We start from the raw sequence: 24,763 nt of genomic DNA on the forward strand, positions 1-24,763 counted from the left end.
CGCCGGGGATGGTTAATGGGACTCTTGCGTGTGGCGTTTTTCGCTACACTTTTTGCAATCGGGCTGGGTTTGCCCGCCGTGTCACAGGATGTGACGCTGACCTCGCGGGATGGGGAAATCTCGATCAGCGGCAAGCTGTTGACCTATGACGGCGAATTTTTTCGCATAGATTCTGAATTTGGCGCCCTGACACTGGATGGCAGCGGGGTTACCTGTGCGGGCATTGGATGCCCTGATTTGCAGGGTTTTGTGGCCGAGTTCACCATTGCCGGATCAAAGACGATGGGTGACGTCCTGCTGCCCGCCCTGATCGAAAGCTTTGCGGTTCAAAGCGGCATGACATTGCAGCGTATCGTTACGGATGACGCGCATTTCACATATGTTTTGTCCCTGCCCGACACAGACCGCGCGGTGGCACGGATCGGGTTCCGGCTGTCGAATACGGATGGCGGGTTTGCCGATATGCTGGCGGGTCAGGCTGATATGGTTCTGGCCACGCGCGAAGTGACCAAAGCTGAAACCAATGCCGCGAAAGCCGCAGAGCTGGGCGACATGACCCAACCGGCCCGCAGCCGGATTGTAGGGTTGGACGGGGTGGTGCCGGTTGTGGCGCCGGATAATCCGGTCAGGGCCATTTCACTGGATGATCTGGCGCGGCTGTTTGCGGGGCAGATTCCTAATTGGCAGGAAATTTGCGGGCCGGATGCGCCGGTCTATTTGTATATGATGGCTTCGGACTCGGGGCTGGCGCAACAGTTTATGCGCAAGGTGATGGGGCGCAGTAATTTGCTGCTGTCCGAAAACGTAATGCGCCACGGCACAGCGGCTGAACTGGTTGATGCCGTTGCCAAGGATCCTTTTGCCATTGGCATTTCGCGGTTTTCCGAGCTGGGCAACGCCCGCAGGGTAGCGCTGCACGGGGCCTGCGGGATGGATTTCGCCGCCACGCGCCAATCCCTGAAAACCGAGGATTATCCGCTGGCGATGCCTTTGTTCCTGTATACCCCTGCCCGTCGCCTGCCCAAAACAGCCCGCGAATTCTTGGCGTTTTTGCGCTCGCCTGCCGCACAGCGGGTGGTGCGGCGTGTGGGATTCGTCGATCAACAGGTAAGCGAAGTCGGTATTGAGCGGCAGGGGCAGCGACTGGCCAATGCGATTGCCTTGGCGGGCGAGGAAACGCCGCTGGAGGAATTGCAGCGCATGGTCACTGTGTTGCGGCCGGCAAAACGGCTGACTGTGACGTTCCGGTTTGAAACCGGATCAACCCGTCTGGACGCGCAATCGCGGGGCAATGTGATATTGCTGGCGCGTCTGCTGGAAGCAGGGTATTTCGGCGGTCGCGAGTTGATGTTTGTCGGGTTCAGCGATGGCGAAGGCGACGCGGCGGTGAACCGCAAAATTGCCAAACGCCGCGCGGCAGCAGTGCGTACGGCGGTGACCAATGTGGCGACCACGTTAAAGCCATCGGAACTGTCGCTAAGCATCGAAGGATTTGGCGAGGCCCTGCCGATGGCCTGTGATGACAGCGATTGGGGCCGCGGCATCAACCGGCGGGTCGAGGTCTGGGTGAAGTAGGTTACAAATACCCTTCGGCCCGAAACGACAATTCGCGGGATTTCCCGATGATCAGGTGATCATGCAGCGTCAGGTTTAGCGCAAGGGCGGCATCCTGTATCTGGTTGGTCATCAGGATATCGGATTCCGACGGGGTGGGGTAGAGGTGGTCCCACTTTTTTGACCAGTCAGCAGCCAGTTTAAGATGGATCAGGGTTTCATTTAGGCTGCCAAACTCATTGGTTTTGTTTTTCTGTCATAGGCTTCATCCGGGGTCAATATTCCGTGGGTGGAATGCGGGCGCTCGGTGTTGTAGTAAGCCAACCATTTCCCGATCCCGGCGCGGGTCTGCGAACCCGTTTCAAATGCGTTGAGGTAAATGCATTCGTATTTCAAGGATCGCCAAAGCCGCTCGATCATCCGGTTATCGACCCAGCGACCTTTGCCATCCATCGAGATTTTCACGTCGGCTTCTTTCAGCGCCTGCGTCCATTCAAACCCGGTGAACTGGCTGCCCTGGTCGCTGTTCATGATATCGGGCTTGCCGTATTTGGCCATAGCCTCTTTCAGGGCTTCAACGCAAAAATCTGCCTCCATGCTGTTTGACAATCTCCAGCTCAAAACCTTGCGGCTGTGCCAGTCCATGATCGCGACCAAATAGAGGAACCCGCGCTGCATCGGAATGTAGGTGATATCTACGCACCACACATGGTTTGGACGATCAATCGTCAGGTCTCGCAGCAGATACGGGTAGATCTTATGCTGCGGATGTTTCTTGCTCGTGTTGGGCGTCTGGTAGATCGGAACCAACCGCATCAGCCGCATCAAACGGCGGACCCTGTGGCGACCACACTTGTAACCTTGGCGCTGCATGTGCCGGGCCATTTGCCGTGATCCATACCACGGCGTCTGCAAGAATTGCTTGTCGATTATTGTCATGAACCGCAAATTTTCAGCACTTTCGCCTTTTGGCTGGTAATACAGGTTCGAGCGCGCCAGAGAAAGTAGCCCGCATTGTCGTCGCACACTCAGATCATGCTCACGGCTCACCATTTTTTGCCTCGCTTCCCGAGCAACTGTTGCGAGGCGTTGGCTAAAAAATCCCGTTCCACGACCAGCTGACCAATCTTGGAGTGCAGCTTCTCAATCTGGGCTTCATCAACCCGATCAGGATCACGGCCCCGTCTGGAAAATGCCGTGGCCATGTTTTCAATCGCTGCTCGTTTCCATGTGCCAATCTGGGTTGGATGCACACCATACTTCTTCGACAGCTCCGCCATCGTCATTTCCTCGCGGATTGCTTCAAGCGCAACGCGGGCTTTGAATTCGGGAGAATGGTTCTTTCGTTTCGTCATTTTGAATCGTCTTTCTCATAAGTCGATCCACCTTAACAACTGGTCCGAATTTCCGCGACCACCTCTGGTCGCCCGACGGGTGGTTATGCACCAGTATCAGGGCCGAGGCATTAACCTCCAGCGCCCGTTTCACAACTTCACGCGGATAGACAGGTACATGGTCGATGGTCCCCTTGGCCTGTTCTTCGTCCGCGATCAGCACGTTTTTGCGGTCCAGATACAACACGCGGAATTGCTCGGTCTCGCGATGGGCCATTGTGGTGCGGCAGTAATCCAGTAGGGCGTCCCAGCCGGACAACACATGCCGCTGCATCACGCGGGCACGGGCAAGGCGGTGGGCGGCGGCCTCGACAATCTTCAGTTCCAGCACAACGGCGTCGCCCACACCTTTGCTTTCGATCAGGCGTTCACGCGGGGCGGAAATCACACGGTTGAAATCGCCGAAACGATCCAGCAGGCGCCATGCCAGCGGTTTGACGTCCTGCCGCGGGATGGCACGAAACAGCACCAGTTCCAGCAGTTCGTAATCGGGTAATGCCGCTGCCCCACCGGTCAGGAACCGTTCCCGCAGACGTTTGCGGTGATCGCGGATATAGGATGGCTGCGGGCCGGATTTAGGGATGCGCACCTCGTCCGCCCCGTTAAACAGGGGTAGGGGCATTTCGGAAAAATGGGGTTGCTGTGCCATGCGGCCACGCTGGACCGATATGGTGAAAATTAGGTTAACAGGCGCGGAGGTTCCGCACCTGTTTTAGCTTTTCATGCTTTCCCAAAAGGTTTTCACCTTGGAGAAAAAACTGGAGCCTTCGGGGTTATTGTCGGCACTAGTATCTTCGAATTCGCGCATGATTTCCTTTTGCCGCGCGGTCAGGTTGACCGGCGTTTCAACTGCAAGTTCGATGTACATGTCCCCTGTGGCACTGCCACGCAGGGCGGGCATGCCTTTGGACCGAAGGCGCATCTGGCGGCCCGACTGCGAGCCTGCGGGCACTTTGACGCGGCTGCGGCCACCGTCAATCGTCGGAACCTCGATGTCGCCACCAAGGGCAGCGGTGCCGATGCTGACGGGCACGCGGCAGAACAGGTTCACGCCGTCGCGCTGGAACAGGTTATGTTCCTTAACGTCGATAAAGATATAGAGATCACCGGATGGCCCGCCACGCAGACCCGCTTCGCCCTCGCCGGCCAGACGGATACGGGTGCCGGTTTCGACCCCTGCCGGAATGTTGACCGAAAGGGACCGTTCCTTTTCGACGCGGCCTGCACCACTACAGGATTTACAAGGATTGTTGACCATCTGGCCCGCGCCCTGACAGGTGGGGCAGGTGCGTTCAACGGTAAAGAACCCCTGCTGTGCCCGCACCTTGCCCATGCCGGAACATGTGGGACAGGTTACAGGCTCGGCCCCGCTTTCGGCACCGGTACCAGCACATTCGGAGCAGGGCACCGAGGTTGGCACCGAGATCGTTTTCTGAATACCGGCAAAGGCCTCTTCCAGGGTGACGCGCAGATTATAGCGCAGGTCGGAACCGCGTGTGGCACGCGGACGCCCGCCGCCACCGCGACCGCCCCCCATGAAATCACCGAACAGATCGTCAAACACATCCGAGAAGGCCGAGGCAAAATCACCCTGTCCCGGGTGTCCACCACGGCCGCCACCCATACCCCCTTCGAAAGCACCATGACCGTAACGGTCATAAGCGGCACGTTTGTCAGGGTCTTTCAATACCTCGTGGGCCTCGTTCACTTCTTTGAACTGGGTCTCGGCATCGGGGTTGTCAGAGTTTCGGTCAGGGTGAAATTCCTTGGCCTTCTTGCGATAAGCCTTTTTGATTTCTTCAGCAGTTGCAGTTCTGCTGACGCCCAATACAACATAATAATCGCGCTTTGACATTTATGTTATCCCTTGGGAACGCCAAGGCCGACCCGACATTATATCAGGCCGGCCCATGGCGTTGGTTACCGCCTTATGCGCGTTTGTCGTCGTCCAGATCTTCAAAGTCAGCATCGACGATATCGTCGTCAACACCGGATACTTCGTCTTCCGGACTTGCTTCGGTTTCCTCGCCGGATGAGGCTTGCTCGGCGTTGTAGATTGCCTCGCCCAGCTTCATCGCAGCTTCGGTTACGTTCTGGATACCCGATTTGATCTTCTCGGCATCTTCGGTTTCCAGTTGGTCCTTAAGCGCAACGATGGCCAGTTCGATCGCTTCGATGGTGGTCGGATCCACCTTGTCGGCATGTTCTTCCATCGCTTTTTCGGTCGAGTGGATCAGGCTTTCGGCCTGATTTTTCGCCTCGATCAGCTCTTTGCGCTCTTTATCGGCCTCGGCATTTTCTTCGGCCTCTTTGACCATTGCCTCGACTTCTTCATCCGACAGACCGCCAGACGCCTGAATCGTGATCTTTTGCTCTTTGCCGGTGCCTTTGTCTTTGGCGCCAACTTCGACAATGCCGTTTGCGTTGATGTCAAAAGTAACCTCGATCTGTGGCAGACCACGCGGGGCGGGCGGGATGTCTTCCAGATTGAACTGACCCAGAAGTTTATTATCGGCTGCCATTTCACGTTCACCCTGGAATACACGCAGGGTTACAGCGTTCTGGTTGTCCTCGGCTGTCGAGAACACTTGCGACTTCTTGGTCGGGATCGTGGTGTTGCGATCGATCAGACGGGTAAACACGCCACCCAGCGTTTCGATACCCAGCGACAGCGGTGTCACGTCCAGCAGAACAACGTCTTTAACGTCGCCTTGCAGAACGCCGGCCTGAATGGCGGCACCCATTGCAACCACTTCATCCGGGTTCACACCCTTGTGCGGCTCTTTGCCAAAGAATTTGGTGACTTCTTCCACCACTTTGGGCATCCGTGTCATACCACCAACCAGAACGATTTCATCGATGTCACTGGTCGAAATACCCGCATCTTTCAGCGCTTCTTTACATGGCTTCAATGAATTCTTGATCAGATCGCCAACCAGACTTTCCAGTTTTGCGCGGGTCAGCTTCATCACCATGTGCAGCGGCTGACCACCGTTCGGGTCCATGCTGATGAACGGCTGGTTGATTTCGGTCTGTGTGGCCGAGGACAGTTCGATTTTGGCTTTTTCAGCGGCTTCTTTCAGGCGCTGTAGGGCCATCTTGTCCTTGGACAGATCAACACCGGTCTCTTTTTTGAATTCGTCCGACAGGTACTTCACAATACGCATGTCAAAGTCTTCACCACCCAGGAAGGTGTCGCCGTTGGTCGACTTAACCTCGAACAACCCGTCATCGATTTCCAGAATGGTTACGTCGAAAGTACCACCACCAAGATCATAAACCGCGATGGTTTGGCTTTCTTTCTTGTCCAGACCATAGGCCAGCGCCGCGGCAGTCGGTTCGTTGATAATGCGCAGCACTTCCAGGCCGGCGATTTTACCGGCGTCTTTGGTGGCCTGACGCTGGGCGTCGTTGAAATAGGCAGGCACCGTGATAACGGCCTGCTTCACGTCCTCACCCAAATAGCTTTCGGCGGTTTCTTTCATCTTGCCCAGAATGAACGCGGATATCTGGCTGGGGCTGTATTTTTCGCCGTTTGCCTCGATCCATGCGTCGCCATTGCCACCATCGACAATTTTGTAGGGCACGTGCTTTTTATCTTTGACCACTTCCGGGTCATCAATCCGACGACCAATCAGTCGTTTGACTGCAAAGATAGTGTTTTCAGGATTGGTTACAGCCTGACGTTTTGCAGGTTGACCAACCAGACGTTCGTTGTCTGTGAACGCAACGACAGACGGCGTGGTGCGCGCGCCTTCGGCGTTTTCAATGACCCGCGGTTGCGAGCCATCCATGATGGCGACACAAGAGTTCGTTGTCCCCAGATCGATTCCAATGACTTTAGCCATGTTTTCTGTTCCTTCTCTTAGGCGATGTTGTGGCCCGCGACCCTAGATATAGGCATCAGCGCGCCGATCCCAATTTCCATCAGGGCCAAGCCCCGACAGTGCTTCACGGGGTATATAAGGAGGGTGTAACACCCCTGCAAGACGTTGAGCGGGTTATAAAGTGCGATTACACACAAAAAGTTGATTCAATTCGGTTGGTTGGTTGGTTTTCGAATAGAATTGCACAACTTCAAGCCTTTTGCACCGACCATGGAAGACGAGGTTGCGGCTTGCAAGCGGGTGGCTGATTTTCGCTCGGCGAAATATTGCGATGATCGGGGCCCCGTGAAAAGAAATCACATTTTTGGCCAGCTTTGTGCCACCAAGTCGCCATGATCTTGTTGTCAAAAGACGCAAACACAAAGCCGGAGTACAAGTGCGTGAGTAAGAAACTGATAACAATCATAGCGTTTTTGTCCGCCACCTTTCTTTTTACATTGGACGCACAAGCCTGTTCCCGCCGGGCAGTTGCGGGATCAGATAAATTGATCATGCCCGAGCGCCGTATCAACGAATCCCTTTTGGATGCGGCGGTTCGTGTCGAAGTAAACTATTATCGCTGCCGCGCGGGTTTGCGTCCCGTGCGGTCAGATTCGGGTTTGCGCAAGCTTGCCAAGGGCCATAGCAAATGGATGGCACGGGCCAGCAATATGTCACATGTCTCTAATGTTTCCGGTCGCCGGACATTTGGCGACCGGTTAAAACGTTCCGGCATCCGCTGGAAGGCTGCGGCGGAAAACATCGGTATGGTTCATCGTTTCCAGCTGGAAACCCAACGGTTTTATGGCGAAAGTGGTAGCTGCCAGTTCACCAATTCGTCTGGACATAAAATCCAACCGCATAGCTATAAGTCACTTGCGCGCTATGTTGTTAAATTATGGATGGGTTCGCCCGGGCACAGGCATAATATTATGGATCGGCGCATGACGAAAGTTGGCACTGCAATTGCGTTAGATCGCAAAGCACAGTTTTGCGGGACATATTATATCACACAGGATTTTGCCCAATAAGTCGGGATCCTATACAATAAGATTGTAATCGCTACCGTTGATCCGGATGATTATTTCGGATTGTGCATCGCCATCAACCAATGCCCAGATGATTTGCCCTGTGGGTTTGTAAATTACAAAAGCTTCGGACACGCCGGCGGCACCTGCGCCTGCCGTGTCTGCATAGTTGACCTGAAAATCACTGGCTGATGCAGTCCCGCCACCCCAGACCAGCACATCCCCCTCGGCGGCGCTGTAATCCTGAATCCAGTCTGATCCGTGATCGGCAATACCGCGGTGATAAAAACGGTCCGCCCCGCCGCCGCCGTTCAGGCGGTCATAGCCAAAGCCGCCATTGATAAAGTCATCCCCGTCACCGCCAAATACCAGGTCGGACAAGGCCGCACCGTTAATCACATCATTGCCACCCTGCCCGATCAATTCATCTGACCCAAAGCCGCCATTGATCGTATCATTACCATTTCCACCATAAACCAGATCATTGCCATATCCGGCATCAACCGTGTCATTGCCATCACCTGCATATATGACATCGCGCAAGTCGTTTTCGGTTTCGCCACCAAAGATGAAATCATCCCCCGTGCCACCATTCAGGGTATCCGCCCCGTCACCGCCATACAGCCAGTCATCGCCATCGTTGCCGCGCAATATGTCGTTGCTATCCAGCCCGCGCAACAAATCGTCATTGCCCGCGCCTTCCAGTACATCACCATTAGGGGTTCCGGTCAGCACCATGCCCGATACCGGCTGATAGGTTCCGGTTCCGCCATTGCGGATTTCATACACCCACATTCCGGTCACACCTGTATTGCCGGTTGTTGTATCCAAAGTGGCGGGGTTTGTGCCGATCTCGAGCGTTTCGGGCAATCGCAATGAGGTGATGATTGCCCGCGCCCCTGCATCATCAAGGCTGGATCCGGCCGTCCATTCAATATTTTCGTAGCGGATAACAATATCGAAATCCCCATTGCCACGGTCAATCAACTGTAGGGAACCTCTAAAAATCCCCCAAAATCCGGCCTGACGGGGTAGAATCGTCATCAGGATGAAAATGATTCGACCGACGGGGTTTTGTCATGGGTCAGATGGGATTTTTTGATCTTTCCAGCCGATACGCGGGACTGGACAAATCTGGTGATCCGCTGGTGTTGCTCAACGACATGGTGCCGTTCGAGGATTACCGGGACGAGCTGAAGGCCATATGGCGCACGCCGCCCGAACAGCGCAAATCCAACGCTGGCCGCCCGCCTTGGGATGAGGTGCTGATATTCAAGACGATGGTTTTGCAGCAGCTCTACAACCTCTCTGACGATCAGATCGAGTATCAGATCCGCGACCGCCTGTCGTTCATGCGGTTTCTCGGCCTTGGCATTGAAGACAGCGTACCTGACGCCAAGACCATCTGGGCCTACCGTGAAAGGCTGGCCGGGGCCGGGAAGATGAAGGAGCTGTTTGACAAGTTCGATGCCTTTCTGCGCGAAAAGGGCTATCTGGCGATGGGCGGGCAGATTGTTGATGCGAGCATCGTTCCGGCGCCGCGCCAGCACAACAAAAGGGACGAGAACGAGAAAATCAAGGCGGGCGAAACGCCTGAAGAGTGGGAGGAAAAACCCCACAAGAAGCGCCAGAAGGACGTGGATGCGCGCTGGACGAAGAAGCACGGCAAGAGCTATTACGGCTACAAGAACCACATCAATGTCGACCGGCGGCACAAATTCATCCGCGCTTATGATGTCACCGATGCCGCCGTGCATGACAGCCAGGCGCTTGCCGGTCTGATTGATGCGAGCAACACCTCATCGGACCTGTGGGCCGACAGCGCCTATCGCTCGCAAAAGATCGAAAGCGAGCTGGAAGAGCGGGGGCTTCACAGCCATATCCATCACAAGGGCAGGCGCGGCAAGCCGCTTGGCGAGCGCCAGCAAAAGGCCAACCGGAGGCGCTCGAAAGTGCGGGTCCGGGTCGAGCATGTATTCGCTTTTCAGGAGCGCTCCATGGGCGGCAAGCTGATCCGCTCCATCGGCCTGAAGCGGGCGCGATTTCGCATCGGGATGATGAACCTGGTCTACAACATGAAGCGCTTCGTCCAGTTCGAATGCGGCCTGGCGGCGCCGGGATAAGGGTTCATGGGGTGAGGTGTGCCTGAAATACCCAAAACCGGCTTGAAACCGGTGAAAATGGGTTTATGATCCGAAGCAATCAGGCGGGACAGGCGAAAAACCGTCCACCCCGCCGCGAAGAAGGCGAAAACGGGAATTTACAGAGGTTCCCTTTAATCAAATATGCAGGCAATCCTTGCTAGAAGACAAAGCTGTCGGTGGTCAGGTCTGCAGCGGTCAATGTGCTGCCGTCATCTGTCATGATATCCAAAGAAAACTCACCAAACTGAATGGTCGCCCCCCCGCATGCGAGGTTATGGTCAGGTCGGACGGATCGTAAACCATGCCCCAGCGGCTGAGATCAATCCGGTCCAGACCCAGTTCAAAATCACGGATCTGGTCCTGATCCGGGCCGCTATCAATGATAAAGACATCCGCCCCGGCCCCGCCATACAACTGGTCCAATCCGCTGCCGCCAAACAGGATATCGTCCCCGCCGTTGCCATGCAGGGTGTCATTCCCGGCCCCTCCATAGATCAGATCATCCAGTGCGGTGCCGGACAGCGTGTTATTGCCGCTGTCACCATTGATCGGCGTGGCCAGGGTGTCGGTCGGAATTGTAAACTGCATGATCCCCGACACCCTGCTTCCGGCGGCAAAAACCTGCACTTCGCCATCAAACACCGCAGTTTGAATGGCGGTGATGTTTTCCAGTGTCCAGCCGTTCTGATTTTCGATGCTGTCATGTTCCAGCAACTTGCCGTCGGGCATTATTTCCAGCAGGGTCAAGCCATCATCACTGCCACCGGCAACAATAAATCCACGGCCGTTTACCGTAAAACTGTCGATTGCATCGACATTGGCAAACCGGGTGCCCAATGTATCGGTGAAGACCTCTGCATGAGGCCATGGCTTTCGGTTGAAGCAAGATTTCGGCCGCCCACCTTGCGCCCCTGCGGGTCCGGCGGACAGACGGGTGGCGGGGTTTGGGGCTATGCGATTGCGGGGGTTTGCGGGTTGAGGGTGATCCTGTTTGCGGCCTTGAGCAGGTTTTGCGCGATGGCGGCCATGACCATCTGGGCATGCACCCTGGCGCGCCCGAAATATCTCGCCCGCTGCAGGCCGAAGAGGCGTTTCATCGTGCCGAAAGTCTGCTCGATGCGGAAGCGGCGTTTCGAAATCAGCCGGTTGAAGCGTTTCTCCGATTGCCGCAGGGGGCGGCCGCGCGCTGCCTTGCGCAGGATGCCGTCGCGGTATTTGCCGCGCAGCATCTGGCGGTTGGCCTTGCTCGCATAGGCCTTGTCGGCCAGCACCCGCTGCGCCTTTGCGCCCGCGATCATGGTGGCGAATTCGGGGCTTTCGGCGGCATTGGCGGGCGTGGTGTGCACCTTGTCGATAAAGCCCTCTTCGTCGCAGCGGGCAAAGCCCTTGTAGCCGAGCGTGCTCTTGCGGCCCTTCTTGACCCAGCGGGCATCAGGGTCGGCGCTGAAATGCAGCTGTGCCCCGTCGGGTGAGACCTCGGGCGGATCATCCGGCGTCCCTTCCCTTGCCCCGTCCTCTGCCCGGTCCTCTGCCCGGTCCTGCGGGGCGTCGATATGGGTGCGCGGGCGCGCCGCCGCCGCGATCAGGGTCGCATCAATGATCGCCGCCTCAGCCTCTTTCAGCTTCAGCCCATGCGCCTCGATCTGGCGGCAGACCTCGGCCAGCAGCTCATCGTAAACGCCACCCCGGACCAGCGCATTGCGGAACCGGCAGTGGGTCGTCTCATCCGGCACCGACGCGTGCAGATCGAGCCCGCAGAACAGCATGAAATCCAGCCGCACCTTCAAGGCCCGCTCCAGCTTCGGGTCGCTCAGCCCGTGCCACTGGCCAACCAGAAGACACTTGAACAGAACCAGCGGATCATAGCCCTGAGGCCCGATCCCCGAGCGCCCCAGACCGCGCCGCAGGATCGGCAAAAACGAGTTCCAATCCATCAGCGCGTCGATCTTCGACAGAACGTCATCCGCGCCGATCCGTGCCGCCGCTTCGTGCAGGAAAAGGTCCATCTATTCACCCCAGAGATTTCCCGGCTAGCTTACCAAAACGGCCAACCCGGGGGAATCCCGATGTTATGCAGAGGTCTTCGGTGATATGGTCGGTGACATACAGAACCCCCATCGGATTGATCCGAACCACAGAAAGCGAGCTGGATAGGGTCGAGGCCACGATGATATAGCTGGTGCCGTTTGCTTCGGTTGCTGTCAGACTGTCCAGACCGGACAGCCACAGCCCTTCTTTTGCGCCAATGGCATCCACCAGATGCGCATTCCCGCTGGCGTCAATTGTAAAGGTGCTGATCCCCCCGTCCGTGGTAGAGCCAGCAACCAGATAAGCAGTACCATCAACAGTGACATTGATCAGGTCGGCAATATCTCCGACGGTGACTTTGATGTGATCGGTAACCGTGTCACGGTGCACTAATGTGCCACCTTGCACCTCGTAAATATTCAGCCCTTCCGGTCCACCTGCGCCACCGCCCGTTACGACAAAGGTTGTTGCACCAACCGAAATGCTGGTGATTTGCGGAGTCAGCACGGGGGTGCCGCCGACATAGTTGGCAGGCGCCGGATTAAACAGGCTCCCGCCTGCATCAAAGCTGTAGCGCTCCAAATGGTTGCTGCCCAGCTCGGCCACCAGCAGGTCTGTTCCGATCATGGTAAAATCAGACAGGCGAAAACTGTTGCCGCCATCATCCACCAGCCAGTCGCCAATATGGCTGGCAACAGCGCCCGCTGTCAGGTCAAATCCGATGATCCCGCCATAGGATCCCGATCCGCCATACAGCCTGTATCCTCCCCCCGTGGGCACCAGTTGAAAACTGGCAACTCCGTTCAGATAGGCCCAGGCATCGCTTTGGAAAACAGCTTTGTAGTTAAATCCGGTCATGTTCCACCCCCGCTTTGGATCAATGATCACGGTGCGGGGAAAAACAGGAAAAGACAGGGCGTAAATATGGCCGACTATGGGCCTAATCAGCAGGTTTTCCAATAGTTTTATGTAGTCGGGTAATAATCGGTTAAGGGGTGCCAAACCGATAGGAGGCAAGTGATAATTTTAGTAAAAACTGTTCAGACATTGACTGCCGGTAAACCTGAAGTGGCTGCCCGAAATTGGGGGTGCCATTCAGGGTTTGCAAAAACTGGGCCAACTGGTTTTGTGACTCTTCGGATAACCTTTCAGAAGAACACTCCAGCGCCAAGGCCTGCTCCAAAAGCCACTTGCGATAGGTTCCGTCAAAAACTGCCTTCAGACGGTTTAGTTTTCTGACAATACCTTGGCCTGCCCCAAGGTAATTGCCCTTGTGTTGGCGATAGTAAACGGTGGGGGTCGGGTCAAAATCTATATTGCCACCAACCCCAGTAACAAGCTGATAAAGCCACCAGTCATGAAAATGCGGGGTACGGGCTTGTAGATCGCGGGCAGCGGATTGGGCCAACACAAGGGCCGCAGGGTTCAGCATAATGGTATTGCCCGGGGCAATGTTTTGCACCAATGCATTGGCAAAACCGGGTCCACGGCGCGGGGGTTTTGTAATGCCTTGCGGGTTCATGTCCGCATCGGTGATGATCCGGCAAGCCGTGTACAGGGCGGGATGGTTGGCGGGGATCTGCGACAGCGCATTAACAGCGCGGGCCAGTTTGTCGAGCATCCAGACATCATCCTGATCGGCAAAGGCAACATAGCCTTGCGGGGCGAGGGCCTGTAGCGCCAACATATTTTGTGCCACGCCTTTTTGCGGGCCGGTGATTACGGTGACGGGAAACGGGGCGCTATTGATAAAACGGGCCAGAATGTGTGACGTTTCGTCGGTAGACCCGTCATCGGAAATGATCAGCTGTGATGGTTGGCAGGATTGGATCGTGATGCTGTGCAATTGCTGTTCCAGATAGGCTACACCGTTGCAGGTGGCCATCAGAACGGTGATCGGATCGCCACCCATCAGCGCATCCACGGCGGAAGCTGGCCCTGCATCAGGTAATTGTGATGCTCGATCGCGCGTTCAATGCGGGCATAGAAAAAGGTGCGCCCGTTTTCCAGAACCAGCCCCGATTGGCAAATGCGCCGCAATAAATCCATGGAATGCGACACAACGATTGCCCCGCTATGTTCCAGTCGTCGGTGCAGCATTGCTTCGCTTTTGGTGCGGAACGCGGCGTCGCCGACCGAGGTTACCTCGTCAATCAGGTAGGTATCAAACGGTACAGCCATCGACACCGCAAAAGCCAGCCGGGCACGCATACCCGAAGAATAGCTCCGAAACGGCAGATGGAAATGGTCGCCTAGTTCGGCAAAATCCTGAACAAACGCCTCCATCCCGCGGGTATCAACCCCGTAAAGGCGGGCAACAAAACGGGCGTTTTCAGCGCCGCTAAGATCGGGGTGAAAGCTGCCTTGAAACCCGACTGGCCAGGAAATGCGTCCGTCCGAGATAATTTCACCGGCATCCGGGTCGATCACCCCCGCGATCATTTGCAACAGACTGGATTTACCGGCCCCGTTACGCCCCAACAGCCCCACAGCCTCGCGCTCGGGAAAGGTAAAACTGATATCATTGGCCACCACCTTGTGCACCCCTTGGGCGACAAAGGTTTTTGACAGGTTTTGCAATGCAATCATTGACCCAGCCCCCACCTACCGCCGGTCGCGCAGATTATAGAGGACCAGCACCATAACTGCCCAACCCAACCCCAGCAAAACAGCCATCACCACCAGTATCTGCGCCCGTTTCGGGTACAGCGGTTTTTCCGCCAGTGTGGGGGTAACATAAGCCGCCAGATACCGGCTTTGGCGTTGGGCGTCGGCGCGGGCGGCCTCAAGCGTTGCCAATGCGGCGACATAGGATTTCTGGGCAAATTCCAGATCGACATTCAGCCGCTCGAATTCGCCAACAAGGGCGGAATAGTCCCGCCGGCCATCCCCCCCGCCGAATTTGGCGCGCTCGCTATCGATCCGCTCGCGGATCACCTGTACCCGCAGTTCCGCCTGTTGAATCCGCACGTCTACCGTTTCGGCATTCCGCCCGCTTGGCCGTGCCAGATTGCGCGATGTGCTGCGCAGCATATCCAGCGCAATCAATTCATCTGCCAGCTTTTGCTGAAGCTGCCCCAACACCCCCATTTCACCCTGCAAATCGGCCAGCGGATCAACGATGTGGGTCTGGCTGCGAAATGCCTTCAGGGCCGACCGTGCCTTTTCCAGCCGTTCTTTGGCCAGATCGAATTCCTCGCGTGCATAACGCGTGGTGTCATCCTGTGCGATTGACGATAAACGGTTGATCATCCCGCTGCTTTCCTCCAGCACTGCCGCTGCAATATCGCGCGCTTCCTCGGGGGTAAAGGCATGTGCCTGAAGCGTGATCAACCGCGTTCCCGGATCATAGGAAACCTGCATCATGCGCCACCAGTATTTGGTCAGATCCTCGATCGTGCCATCCGGATCAAACCTGAAAACAATGTCGTTTTCCGGTCGGGACCAGATTTCGCGCAGGTTCAGGCGCTGATCAACCTTTGCCACCAACGCCTGTGACAGCAGAAATTCATACAGAATATCCGTGTCCGAAGAGCTGGTCGAAGACAGAGCCGACAGGCCGGGAATCCCCCCCAGAAGGTCCAGCCCCGACCCGGCCTTTTCAGTGCGCACAGCAAAGCCGACAGTGGAGGTATATTGATCGGCAGCGCGGGTATACAGGTACCACGCGGCCATGATCAGCGGCACTATGACCAACAGGATGAAACTGGCGTGTATCCAGCGGTGGTGGCGTTGAACGCGCGCCTGTGGCACCGGCGGGAGCAATCGATGTGCTGGCGCCATCTGGTTTTGGGAGGGCGCAGGAACGGCCTGAGCTGGTGTAACCGGAAGCCTGACAGGACTGTTCATAAAAACAGGACTGTTCATAAAAGGAATCCCTTTTGCGGTAATTGCTTCTTCACTTCTTTGGCCTAAGCCCAATTCCTGAAGAAACAGCTAACCAGCGGGGGTATGATTTGCACCGGATTGCATCTTTTCGCGCCACGGGCGCCCTGATCCTGCGTGAAATGGCAACCACCTTCGGGCGCACGCCGGGGGGGTATTTCTGGGCCGTGCTTGAACCCGTGGCGGCAGTGGCTTTGTTGACCTTTGTCTTTACCTTCGTGTTCGATCAGCCGCCGCTGGGCAAAAGTTTCGCGCTGTTTTATGCCAGCGGTTACCTGCCATTCATGCTCTATAGTGATCTGGCGCAGAAAATCGGCGTGGCCCTTCGTTTTTCGCGGCCCCTGCTGGCCTATCCGGCGGTGACGTGGTGGGATGCGTTGTTGGCACGGTTCATCCTGAATACGCTGACACATCTGCTAGTGTTTGCGCTGGTGATCGGCGGGATACTGGCGATGTCGGGCCAACCGGTTTCGCTGTCATTCCTGCCCCTGTTTGCGGGTCTGGTTCTGGCGGCTCTGCTGGGATTTGGCATCGGGGCGATGAATGCGTTTTTGTTTGAAATGTTCCCGCTGTGGGAAAGGCTTTGGTCAATCCTGAATCGCCCTTTGTTTATCCTGTCCGGCGTGTTGTTCCTACCCGAGGCTGTGCCCTCGCCATTCAGCGACTGGTTGTGGTTCAATCCGCTTGTGCATGTGATTGGACTGGTACGGGCGGGCATCTATTCGACATATCCGGCCGGGTTTTCCGAACCGTTGTATCCGTTGCTTGTCACCCTGCTGGCGCTGGTACCTGCGTTGATATTTCTGGGCCGACATGCGCGGCGATTGATTAGCGAGGGGTGATTTTAGCCGTTGCTTAACTGTCGGGGTCTAGGGTGCTGGGGAATCGGATTGAATGTCGAAGGAGGGGGCATGTCAGGTGCAAAGGTGATGCTGCGGCGTCTGCAAAAGGCTGTGCGCTTATTGGTGTTACGGCCGTCGGAATGGGCGTATCTGTGGCAGGCCAAATCAAGCGGCATGTTTGATGCAGCCTTTTATCGCGGGGCTAATCCGGCGTTACACCCGTTTTACCGGCTGTTCCCCCTGCACCACTTTATCTTGCAAGGCGAGGTTGCGGGGATGCAGCCAAATCCCGAGTTTTCACCCGAGTCCTATCTGCGCCTGAACCCCGATGTCGCCGAAAGCGGAATGCGTCCTTTTCGCCATTACCTGAGTCGCGGCCGCAAAGAGGGGCGGCCAACCCGCGCTGCGGCGGTTGACCGGTTTCCCGATTGCCCCGAACAGGTGTTGCGGTTTGACCCCGATCGCAAACGGGCCCCTTTGGCGGTGGTTGTGCATGTCTATTACCCCGACCTTTGGGCAGAGTTTGCCGCGCGGCTCAAGGCGCTCGAGATCGAGTATGATCTGTATGTTACGCTGACATGGCGTGGGGCGGAAACGGATGGTTTGGCTGCCGAAATCCGATCCGCTTTTCCCAAGGTAACCGTTGTGCCAGCGGCCAACAAGGGGCGGGATATTCTACCGTTTGTCACGCTTCTGAATGCGGGGGCATTTGATGGCTACAGGGCGGTTTGCAAAATTCATACCAAGAAATCCCCACACCGAAAAGACGGGGACAAATGGCGCCATCATCTGATTGACGGGTTTCTGCCGCCTGACGGGCTGGCCGCAAAACTGGACGGGTTTTTGGCCGACGCGGATGCGGGATTCTGGGTGGCGGACGGGCAGCATTTCAAGGGGGCGCAATGGTGGGGGTCGAACAGGGATAAAACCACCATGTTACTGCGGCGGTTGGAACTGGAGGGGGCGGATGATTTGTCGTTTCCGGCGGGGTCTATGTATTGGGTCAAGCCGCTGATGTTGGGCATGATCCGCGCGTTGCGGCTGGATTCATCAGTGTTCGAGGCGGAAACAGGTCAGGTAGATGGCACCCTTGCCCATGCATTCGAACGCGCGATTGGCGGGTTGGCGCAGGCGGCAGGTATGGCGGTTCGACAAAGCAGTGAAATCGACAGTCAGGCCGTGGCGCGACCACTTGCCAAACCGAATTACACCAGCGCATTTTACCTGCCGCAGTTTCATCCGATTGCGGAAAACGATGCGTGGTGGGGTGCGGGGTATACCGAATGGCGGGCGGCCCTTGGGGCGCGGTCGATGTACCCCGGGCATTTGCAACCGATGCTGCCGGCGGATCTGGGATATTATGACCTGCGTGCGCCCGAGGTGATGGGGCAGCAGGCCGAATTGGCGGCGCAAGCGGGGATTGATGCGTTTTGCGTCTATCACTACTGGTTTGATGGCAAACGGGTGCTGGAAACACCACTGGACAACTTGCTTAAACGGTCCGATGTGACGTTCCCTTTTTATCTATGCTGGGCGAATGAAAGCTGGCGTCGGAACTGGGACGGGTTGACGGGCGAGGTGTTGCTGGACCAAAGCTACCGCGACGGGTTCGAAGAAGGGCTGGTGCAATCCACCCTGCCCTATATGCGGGATGAACGCTATCAGCGGCCAGATGGAACGCGTCCCCGTTTTGTGATCTATCGGCCCGAAGATATGCCTGATCCGGTCCGAAACATTAAGCGGATGCGCAAGGCATGGCGGCAGGCAGGCATTGGCGAGGTTGAGCTGGGTGCAGTTTCCTTTCATGTGAAAGGCAAAAGCGAGGTTGCCGAAGATCTGTTTGATTTCTGGGTCGAGATGCCACCGCACGGGTTGGTTAAAGGCGAGGATTTCCTGTATGGCGGGCCGCTTGGCAACCGGATGGGCGGGGCCACACCGGCAGACGGGTTTGGCGGTCTGATTTACGATTACAACGCTGTGGCGCGACGGTCGGTCAAACCGGCGTATCGGCGGCAGTTACCGGACAACACCATCACAGGGATCATGCCCGGTTGGGACAACACCGCAAGGCGCGGACAAAAGGCGCATATTGCATACGGTGCCAATCCGGCCAGCTTTCGTCAATGGTTGCGAGGGGTGCAGGAACACCGGCTGATTGGGTCGTATCGGGGTGAATTGTTCATCAATGCGTGGAATGAATGGGCCGAGAAGGCGGTGCTGGAACCGAGCGAGACATTTGGCAGACTATATCTGGATGCATTGAAGGAAGCTCTGCGCGATGGCTAGACTGGTTTTACATATCGGAACCCATAAAACAGCAACGACAACCATTCAGGACACATTTCACGCCAACCGTGATTTGCTGGCGCAACACGGTGTGATCTATCCGGCGCTGGGCAAACACAGCGGGCACCACGGATTGCTAACCGACTGGATTGCGCTGCCGTTGGCCTATGATCTGCCGGATGGTGGGATCGGAACCTTGCAGGCGCTGGCGGCAGAGTATGTGGACAGCGATGTCACCCTGCTGTTGTCGAGCGAGGAATTTTCCCGCGGTGGCGGGGCGGGTGGTCAGGTGGATATGGCGGCACTGGCCGGGGTTTTTGACGGATTTGAAAGCGTCAGCCTGATTTGTTTTCTGCGGGAACAATGGCAGTTTTTGCAATCCGTCTATCTGGAAGTCGCCCGAAGTCGTGTTCCGCCCCGCCCGCCTGTTTTGATTGAACAGGCGTTTCAAACGGGAATGGTGGACGGTTTATGGTGCGATTATCTTGCCTTGTATGATCATTTGAAAAGCGGGTTTCACCCCAAGGATATCCACTTTGTCGATTTCAACACTGCCCGCGCCGCGCCCGAAGGGGTGCTGGGGGTAATGTTGTCGTTTCTGGACCTGCCATTCGGGGTCGAGGCTTTGTCTATGGTCAACAACGGGGTTTCGAACATCTCGCCCCGCGCATTGCCGACTTGGGCCGGTTTGGTGATCGCAGGTGGAAACCCTGCCGACAACAACTTGTTTTCAGCTGTGCAGGAGGCCTTTGATCTGGAGTTTGGGACAGCGGTGGAAAGCTGTCTGTTCACGCGATCCGAGATTGAGGATTTGGCCAATCATTTTCAGACAGTGAATTCCACACTTGTCAAACGCCACATGCAATATCAGCCCGGTTTTGAAATGTCCGTAACAGCCCGGCATGACACACTGCTGTATCGCGAGGATGTCACAACCCCGTTCTGGGTACGCGCTGCGCGCCGGATTTATTTATCTGGTAAAGTGGGGGCTGGATAAGCCGGGTATGTTTCAACAACCGGTACCGCGTAGCACTGTGCCGATTGTGCGCCAAAGAATGTGCAAGTCCAGCCACAGGTTTTGCCGCGTGGCATATGCCACATCCAGCTGCACCCGCTGCGCATATCGTAGGCGGTTGCGCCCCGATACCTGCCATAGCCCGGTCAGACCGGGGCGGCATTTCAAATAGGTGGGCGCATGGCCGCGGTATTTCTCTACCAGCTCTGCCATTGTTATGGGTCGAGGGCCAACCAGACTCATCTGGCCGCAGAGAATATTCCAAAGCTGGGGCACCTCGTCCAGACTGGATTTACGCAGGAAGGCACCCAGAGAAAACACACGCGGGTCATGGCGCAGTTTTTGTGTCATGCGCCATTCGCGGGCTGCATTCGGATTTTTCTGCAAGTGCTGCTGCAATCTGGCATCGGCCTGCGGCACCATTGTGCGAAACTTCCAAATGCGAAAATGTCGACCACCCTGTCCGACCCGCTGTTGGGAATAAAACACCGGCCTGCCTTGCGCCATCAGCAATCCTGCAATGACAAGCACCAGTGGCACCGAAACAGGGAGTGTTAGCAGGATCAACACGATATCCATCACCCGCTTTGTGCCCACGGGTGACGGGTGGGCCGCCACCGGTAAATCAACAGAGGTCCGAATAGCAGCGACTGGCATAGGCATCCCTTTCTTTCTTGTGCCATCCTTGGCGCAAAAAAGTTAAGGAGAAGTTTCCGAAGATATCCGCCTTAGTATTCAACCCCGATCTGGGCTTTGACGCCCGAGCGGAAGGGGTGCTTGATCAATTCCATTTCCGTTACCAGATCGGCAATCTCGATCAACGCGTCCTTGGCGTTGCGACCGGTCAGAACCACATGGGTCATTTCGGGTTTTTCGTTGCTCAGGAAATCGACAACATCCTGAATATCAAGATAATCGTAACGTAGTGCGATGTTGATTTCGTCCAGCAGCACCATCTTGTTGGCCGGATCACGGATCAATTCCTTGGCCTTTTCCCATGCGGTCTGCGCCATTTCGGTGTCGCGGGATTTGTCCTGCGTTTCCCAGGTGAACCCTTCGCCCATCGTGTGGAATTCGCAAATGTCGTTAAACTTGGCCAGAATTAGATCGCGCTCGCCGGTGGACATGCCGCCCTTGATGAACTGCACAACGGCACATTGCATGTCATGGGCGATACAACGGAAAATCATCCCGAAGGCGGCCGAGGATTTACCCTTGCCCTTGCCGGTATGCACGATGACCAACCCCTTTTGATCGGTCTTGGTCGCCATGATCTTGTCGCGCGCGGCCTTCTTCTTGGCCATTTTCATTGCGTGGCGGTCGGTGTCTTGGGTCATCTGGCGCACTCCTGTTTCCTGACCCCCAAGGTGCGGTTTTGCGGGACCGGATGCAAGGGCGGTTTCGACTATTTGCAGTCCAGTTTCGCCATCATCAACGCTGGATCGCCCTTCATCGAGTTCGGGATGACCTTGCAGCCGCTGGCGATCTCGATTGCTTTGGCGGCTTTGGGGAAGGTATCGCCGATTTTTGGCAGGCGTTCGAAATTGGTGCGGATGGCTTCGGCATATCCATCACGGATACGGATTTTGAATGTGCTGCCGTCTACCGTGACTTTCTGGACCTCGACTCGCGCGAAGCGTGGATGGGGGCTGTCACAGCCGGTTAATAGAATCACTGCCGGGATTGTTAACCAATAGAGACGCTTCATCGGGATCCTCGCTGTTTTGCAGCCAGATTCATCCCTAATGGTTAACGTGAGGTAAATTATTAATGCATAGCGCGAGAGAATCGCGGAAATTTGGCCACATGATCAAATAAACAAGGCATTTAGCACAGTTGAACGGTATGAAAGTCAGAATTAACCAGGTTGAAAAATCCTTTAGAAATCAACCTATAGGCTAGTTCTCTGAAAAATAGACTTAATCGCATCATATTTCTGACAAATTCTTAAGACAGTTGATGGTCTTGGCAATGGATTGTTGCCGGATCAAATTCAATGAGCAACCCGGGTGGGGCAACAAATGGTTTCTACGGTTAAACAGATTGACCAGATTATCGAGCAAGGTGGTGAAGACGACTTTGTTGATGAGCTGAAGCCTGGAACAGAGCTTCTTCATGGCCAGTATGTCATCGAGGAATTCCTGAACAGTGGTGGTTTTGGTATCACCTATCTTGCAAAGGATTCCCTGGATCGCCGGGTTGTGATCAAGGAATGTTTCCCCAATACCCTGTGTCGTCGCAGCTATGCGCGGGTCGGTGCGCGGTCCCGTGCACATCAGGCCGAATTCAAGTCGGTCATCGATCTGTTCGTGCAAGAAGCCAAAAGTCTGGCGAAACTGAAGCATCCGAATATTGTCGGTGTGCATCAGGTATTCGAAGACAATGATACCGCCTATATGGCGCTGGACTATATCGAAGGTTTCGATCTTCTGGAGACACTGGAAGATGGTGGTGAGAGATTGCCCCCGGCCGAAATCAACAAGATCCTGCGCAAGATCCTTGGAGCGGTTGATTATCTGCACGGACGCAACATCCTGCACCGCGATATTTCACCCGACAATATCCTGATAGACAAAAAAACAAGCGAACCGCTGTTGATTGATTTTGGCGCCGCTCGTGAAGAGGTGTCCAAAGCCAGCCGCGTGTTGTCTGCTTTGCGCGTGGTCAAAGACGGCTATTCCCCGCAGGAATTCTATGTAAACGGCAGCAAACAGGGCCCGTCGAGCGACCTGTATGCGCTGGCGGCTAGTTTTTATCACCTGATCACCGGCGAAATGCCGACGGATTCCCAAACGCGCCTTGCTGCTTTGGCGTCCGATGAGGACGATCCATATTTGCCACTGGCCGGTCGCATCGAGGGCTATGACGAGGCCTTCCTGGCTGCGATAGACAAAGCGTTGAAAGTACTGCCAAAGGATCGCATCCAGACCGCCAAGGAATGGATGGAAATGATTAGCGGCGGTGTTAGCGAGCTTCCTACAGCAAGCAAATCGGCGGCTGTTAGTGCTAAAACCAAAGAAGATGAGCCAACAAAATCCGGCTCGAAGATGCTGATGATGACGACAGCAATCCTGTTGGTTACGGCAGGCGGCGGATATGCCGTTTGGAAGGGCATGGCCCCTGCACCAGCTGAGATAGTTTCCAGTGCCACAGAAGAATCGACTGCCGCCCAAACAAGCGGCAACGAAGTGGAGTCAGCTGTTGATGCGGTTGTGTCTCGAAAGTGGTGGAAATTGATTTCAGGCACCTCCGAGCGGGTTGAGTTATGCGCCGGTCAGGCGGCTTGGTCAAGGGTTGCGTCGGCGACGGGCTGAGCGAGCGTTTCCCAGCCATCGACCTTTCGCATGACGATCTGCCCCGAGGCCATCAGAGCCCAAAGCAGCATCGGCACGGTCTCGGCGCATGGCAGCACGGTCTGGGTCTTGATGCGGCGGCGGAATTCCTCGTTCAGGCGTTCGATCGCATTTGTCGTTCTGGCCGATTTCCACTGGCCTTGTGGCAGACGCGTGAAGGTGAAAAGCTTATCTCCTGCTTCTTCCAAGCTGTCAGCGACGGCCTTGCATTTCAGCCGCCATTTTCGCAGAAATGCCTTGCGGCGGGTGGCGATTTCCTCGGGTGTTTTGGCGTAGATCATGTCGCGGTAATCTTCTGTCAACTCATCATGCATACGCTTGGGTGCCTTGGCCAGAAGGTTGCGGTGCTTGTGCACCGTGCACCTCTGGATCGGCAGATCTTCACCCCAGAGGGCAATGAGAGCGACCTCAAGTCCCGGTGCCCCGTCCACGATGACAAATTCGGGCCGTTTCAACCCGCGCGCATCCAGATCGTTGATGAACTGACGCCAGGCGGAGGTGCTTTCGCCGCCCATGTTCATCAGTGATAACAAGACCTTCTGCCCATCCCGGCGCACGCCAATCGCGGCCAGAACCGAGATATTGGTGGCCTTCCTGTCAATCCGCGTTTTGATCACGGTGCCGTCCAGGATCAGCCGCACGATGTCTTCATCCGCAAGGCTGCGGGCGCACCACGCCTGCCAGTCCACCTTCACCTTGCGCCAGGCGCGGCTCACCACATCCTTGCTGACCGCCCCCTGAAACAGGCCGAACAGGGCGCGTTTTACCCGCCGTGTGTTGGTGCCCGAAAGGTAGACAGCAGCGATCAGCGCCTCGGCCTTCTTCGTCAGCCGCTGGTAGCGGGGCAATGCCTTCGAGCGCCATTCTCTGGCCTTGCCGGCCTCGCCTGTGATCCGCGCACGCGGCACGCGCACCGTTTCGGTTCCAAATGTTCCGACCAGTTGCCGCTCGCGATGCCCGTGGCGGTATCCGGCCTTTGCCCCGCCGCTGCGGCCATACCGGCAACGGCCCAGAAACTGCTCCAGCTCCTCTTCGAAAACCGCCTCGATCGTCGCGCGGATGTTCTGGCGCAGCCGGTCTTCAATCGGGTCATAGCCTGCTTCATTGGCCAGTAGCGCGGATGTCGATGTTGCTGTATTCTTTGTCATGGCGTGATCTCCTTGGCGGTTCCAGCCGCCGGTTGGGTGGCTTCGATGCACCCGGAGATTACGCCGTCCTCGAATTTCCACCAAACTCGCGACACTACCATTCAGCTGGTGAGGCACATTGGATTTAACTGATTCCACCCACTATTGCCTTGACTTTTGTCAAGGACATTTCCTGAAAATTCACTCACATTCCCGTTACCCTCAACGACTCCGCAAAGGA

At 56.1% G+C, this 24,763-nt stretch carries 22 protein-coding genes and 1 pseudogene; 7 read left to right on the plus strand and 16 right to left on the minus strand.

What is annotated here, in order from left to right; all coding sequences use genetic code 11:
- The first annotated feature begins 15 nt into the window (after window positions 1–15).
- Entirely contained in the window at window positions 16–1,575 is a 1,560-nt protein-coding gene (locus tag ACQY4M_RS16585) for a phosphate ABC transporter substrate-binding/OmpA family protein (RefSeq protein ID WP_428546404.1), read from the plus strand.
- A 1-nt stretch (window position 1,576) separates the two neighbouring features.
- Here ACQY4M_RS16585 and ACQY4M_RS16590 read toward each other — a convergent pair.
- The 5 genes and pseudogenes from ACQY4M_RS16590 to dnaK form a co-directional block, all read right to left on the minus strand.
- Window positions 1,577–1,714, minus strand: a pseudogene (locus ACQY4M_RS16590) (JAB domain-containing protein); the annotation flags it as partial.
- Between the two features lie 62 nt (window positions 1,715–1,776).
- Window positions 1,777–2,909, minus strand: a protein-coding gene (locus ACQY4M_RS16595) for an IS3 family transposase (RefSeq protein ID WP_428539245.1) whose coding sequence is annotated in 2 segments (ribosomal slippage) — window positions 1,777–2,657 and window positions 2,657–2,909 — 1,134 coding nt in all. Because the reading frame shifts where the segments join, the coding sequence is not laid out codon by codon here.
- Window positions 2,857–3,597, minus strand: a complete 741-nt coding sequence (locus ACQY4M_RS16600) for a JAB domain-containing protein (RefSeq protein WP_428546407.1) — start codon at window positions 3,595–3,597, stop codon at window positions 2,857–2,859. Before ACQY4M_RS16600 ends, ACQY4M_RS16595 begins: the two co-directional genes overlap by 53 nt.
- Window positions 3,598–3,660: 63 nt before the next feature.
- The gene (dnaJ, locus tag ACQY4M_RS16605; protein ID WP_428546410.1) at window positions 3,661–4,803 is read right to left on the minus strand and encodes a molecular chaperone DnaJ; all 1,143 of its coding nucleotides are present in this window, start codon (window positions 4,801–4,803) and stop codon (window positions 3,661–3,663) included.
- A 73-nt stretch (window positions 4,804–4,876) separates the two neighbouring features.
- Window positions 4,877–6,796, minus strand: a complete 1,920-nt coding sequence (gene dnaK, locus ACQY4M_RS16610) for a molecular chaperone DnaK (protein ID WP_428546413.1) — start codon at window positions 6,794–6,796, stop codon at window positions 4,877–4,879.
- A 419-nt stretch (window positions 6,797–7,215) separates the two neighbouring features.
- Here dnaK and ACQY4M_RS16615 point away from each other — a divergent pair, with 419 nt between their 5' ends.
- Window positions 7,216–7,845, plus strand: a complete 630-nt coding sequence (locus ACQY4M_RS16615; RefSeq protein ID WP_428546416.1) for a CAP domain-containing protein — start codon at window positions 7,216–7,218, stop codon at window positions 7,843–7,845.
- Between the two features lie 9 nt (window positions 7,846–7,854).
- Here ACQY4M_RS16615 and ACQY4M_RS16620 read toward each other — a convergent pair whose 3' ends face one another.
- A complete protein-coding gene (locus ACQY4M_RS16620; RefSeq protein WP_428546419.1) occupies window positions 7,855–8,886 on the minus strand; it encodes a calcium-binding protein in 1,032 nt (343 codons plus the stop codon).
- 35 nt (window positions 8,887–8,921) lie between these two features.
- Here ACQY4M_RS16620 and ACQY4M_RS16625 point away from each other — a divergent pair, with 35 nt between their 5' ends.
- Window positions 8,922–9,965 (plus strand): IS5 family transposase, encoded by a 1,044-nt coding sequence (locus ACQY4M_RS16625; protein WP_428539227.1) that lies wholly within the window; start codon window positions 8,922–8,924, stop codon window positions 9,963–9,965.
- A 237-nt stretch (window positions 9,966–10,202) separates the two neighbouring features.
- On the opposite strand, the gene ACQY4M_RS16630 is transcribed toward ACQY4M_RS16625, so the two are convergent.
- The 6 genes from ACQY4M_RS16630 to ACQY4M_RS16655 form a co-directional block, all read right to left on the minus strand.
- Window positions 10,203–10,823 (minus strand): calcium-binding protein, encoded by a 621-nt coding sequence (locus ACQY4M_RS16630; RefSeq protein WP_428546422.1) that lies wholly within the window; start codon window positions 10,821–10,823, stop codon window positions 10,203–10,205.
- Window positions 10,824–10,936: 113 nt separating this feature from the next.
- The gene (locus ACQY4M_RS16635) at window positions 10,937–11,992 is read right to left on the minus strand and encodes an IS5 family transposase (RefSeq protein WP_428542130.1); all 1,056 of its coding nucleotides are present in this window, start codon (window positions 11,990–11,992) and stop codon (window positions 10,937–10,939) included.
- 4 nt (window positions 11,993–11,996) lie between these two features.
- Window positions 11,997–12,872: a hypothetical protein gene (locus ACQY4M_RS16640; RefSeq protein ID WP_428546425.1), complete on the minus strand. Its 876-nt coding sequence runs from the start codon at window positions 12,870–12,872 to the stop codon at window positions 11,997–11,999.
- A gap of 130 nt (window positions 12,873–13,002) precedes the next feature.
- Window positions 13,003–13,938, minus strand: coding sequence for a glycosyltransferase (locus tag ACQY4M_RS16645; protein WP_428546428.1), 936 nt, complete (start codon window positions 13,936–13,938; stop codon window positions 13,003–13,005).
- On the minus strand, window positions 13,926–14,603 hold the full coding sequence (locus tag ACQY4M_RS16650; protein ID WP_428546431.1) for an ABC transporter ATP-binding protein: 678 nt from the start codon (window positions 14,601–14,603) through the stop codon (window positions 13,926–13,928). Before ACQY4M_RS16650 ends, ACQY4M_RS16645 begins: the two co-directional genes overlap by 13 nt.
- 15 nt (window positions 14,604–14,618) lie before the next feature.
- A complete protein-coding gene (locus tag ACQY4M_RS16655; protein ID WP_428546434.1) occupies window positions 14,619–15,797 on the minus strand; it encodes a sugar transporter in 1,179 nt (392 codons plus the stop codon).
- A gap of 173 nt (window positions 15,798–15,970) precedes the next feature.
- Here ACQY4M_RS16655 and ACQY4M_RS16660 point away from each other — a divergent pair, with 173 nt between their 5' ends.
- From ACQY4M_RS16660 to ACQY4M_RS16670, 3 genes are all read left to right on the plus strand, one after another.
- Complete coding sequence (locus tag ACQY4M_RS16660; RefSeq protein WP_428546437.1) at window positions 15,971–16,741, plus strand: ABC transporter permease; 771 nt, start codon at window positions 15,971–15,973, stop codon at window positions 16,739–16,741.
- A gap of 69 nt (window positions 16,742–16,810) precedes the next feature.
- Complete coding sequence (locus tag ACQY4M_RS16665) at window positions 16,811–19,027, plus strand: glycoside hydrolase family 99-like domain-containing protein (RefSeq protein WP_428546440.1); 2,217 nt, start codon at window positions 16,811–16,813, stop codon at window positions 19,025–19,027.
- A complete protein-coding gene (locus ACQY4M_RS16670) occupies window positions 19,020–20,024 on the plus strand; it encodes a hypothetical protein (protein ID WP_428546443.1) in 1,005 nt (334 codons plus the stop codon). Before ACQY4M_RS16665 ends, ACQY4M_RS16670 begins: the two co-directional genes overlap by 8 nt.
- 12 nt (window positions 20,025–20,036) lie before the next feature.
- On the opposite strand, the gene ACQY4M_RS16675 is transcribed toward ACQY4M_RS16670, so the two are convergent.
- From ACQY4M_RS16675 to ACQY4M_RS16685, 3 genes are all read right to left on the minus strand, one after another.
- Complete coding sequence (locus ACQY4M_RS16675) at window positions 20,037–20,699, minus strand: sugar transferase (RefSeq protein WP_428546446.1); 663 nt, start codon at window positions 20,697–20,699, stop codon at window positions 20,037–20,039.
- Window positions 20,700–20,770: 71 nt separating this feature from the next.
- Window positions 20,771–21,379, minus strand: a complete 609-nt coding sequence (cobO, locus tag ACQY4M_RS16680; protein WP_428548228.1) for a cob(I)yrinic acid a,c-diamide adenosyltransferase — start codon at window positions 21,377–21,379, stop codon at window positions 20,771–20,773.
- Window positions 21,380–21,447: 68 nt separating this feature from the next.
- Window positions 21,448–21,717 (minus strand): hypothetical protein, encoded by a 270-nt coding sequence (locus ACQY4M_RS16685; RefSeq protein WP_428546449.1) that lies wholly within the window; start codon window positions 21,715–21,717, stop codon window positions 21,448–21,450.
- 346 nt (window positions 21,718–22,063) lie between these two features.
- Between ACQY4M_RS16685 and ACQY4M_RS16690 the strand changes: the two genes are divergently transcribed.
- A complete protein-coding gene (locus ACQY4M_RS16690) occupies window positions 22,064–23,356 on the plus strand; it encodes a serine/threonine protein kinase (protein WP_428546452.1) in 1,293 nt (430 codons plus the stop codon).
- On the opposite strand, the gene ACQY4M_RS16695 is transcribed toward ACQY4M_RS16690, so the two are convergent.
- On the minus strand, window positions 23,317–24,543 hold the full coding sequence (locus tag ACQY4M_RS16695) for an IS256 family transposase (protein WP_428539582.1): 1,227 nt from the start codon (window positions 24,541–24,543) through the stop codon (window positions 23,317–23,319). The genes ACQY4M_RS16690 and ACQY4M_RS16695 overlap by 40 nt on opposite strands.
- Window positions 24,544–24,763 lie beyond the last annotated feature (220 nt).

This window comes from Profundibacter sp. (genome assembly GCF_965277155.1).
Lineage (GTDB): Bacteria > Pseudomonadota > Alphaproteobacteria > Rhodobacterales > Rhodobacteraceae > Profundibacter.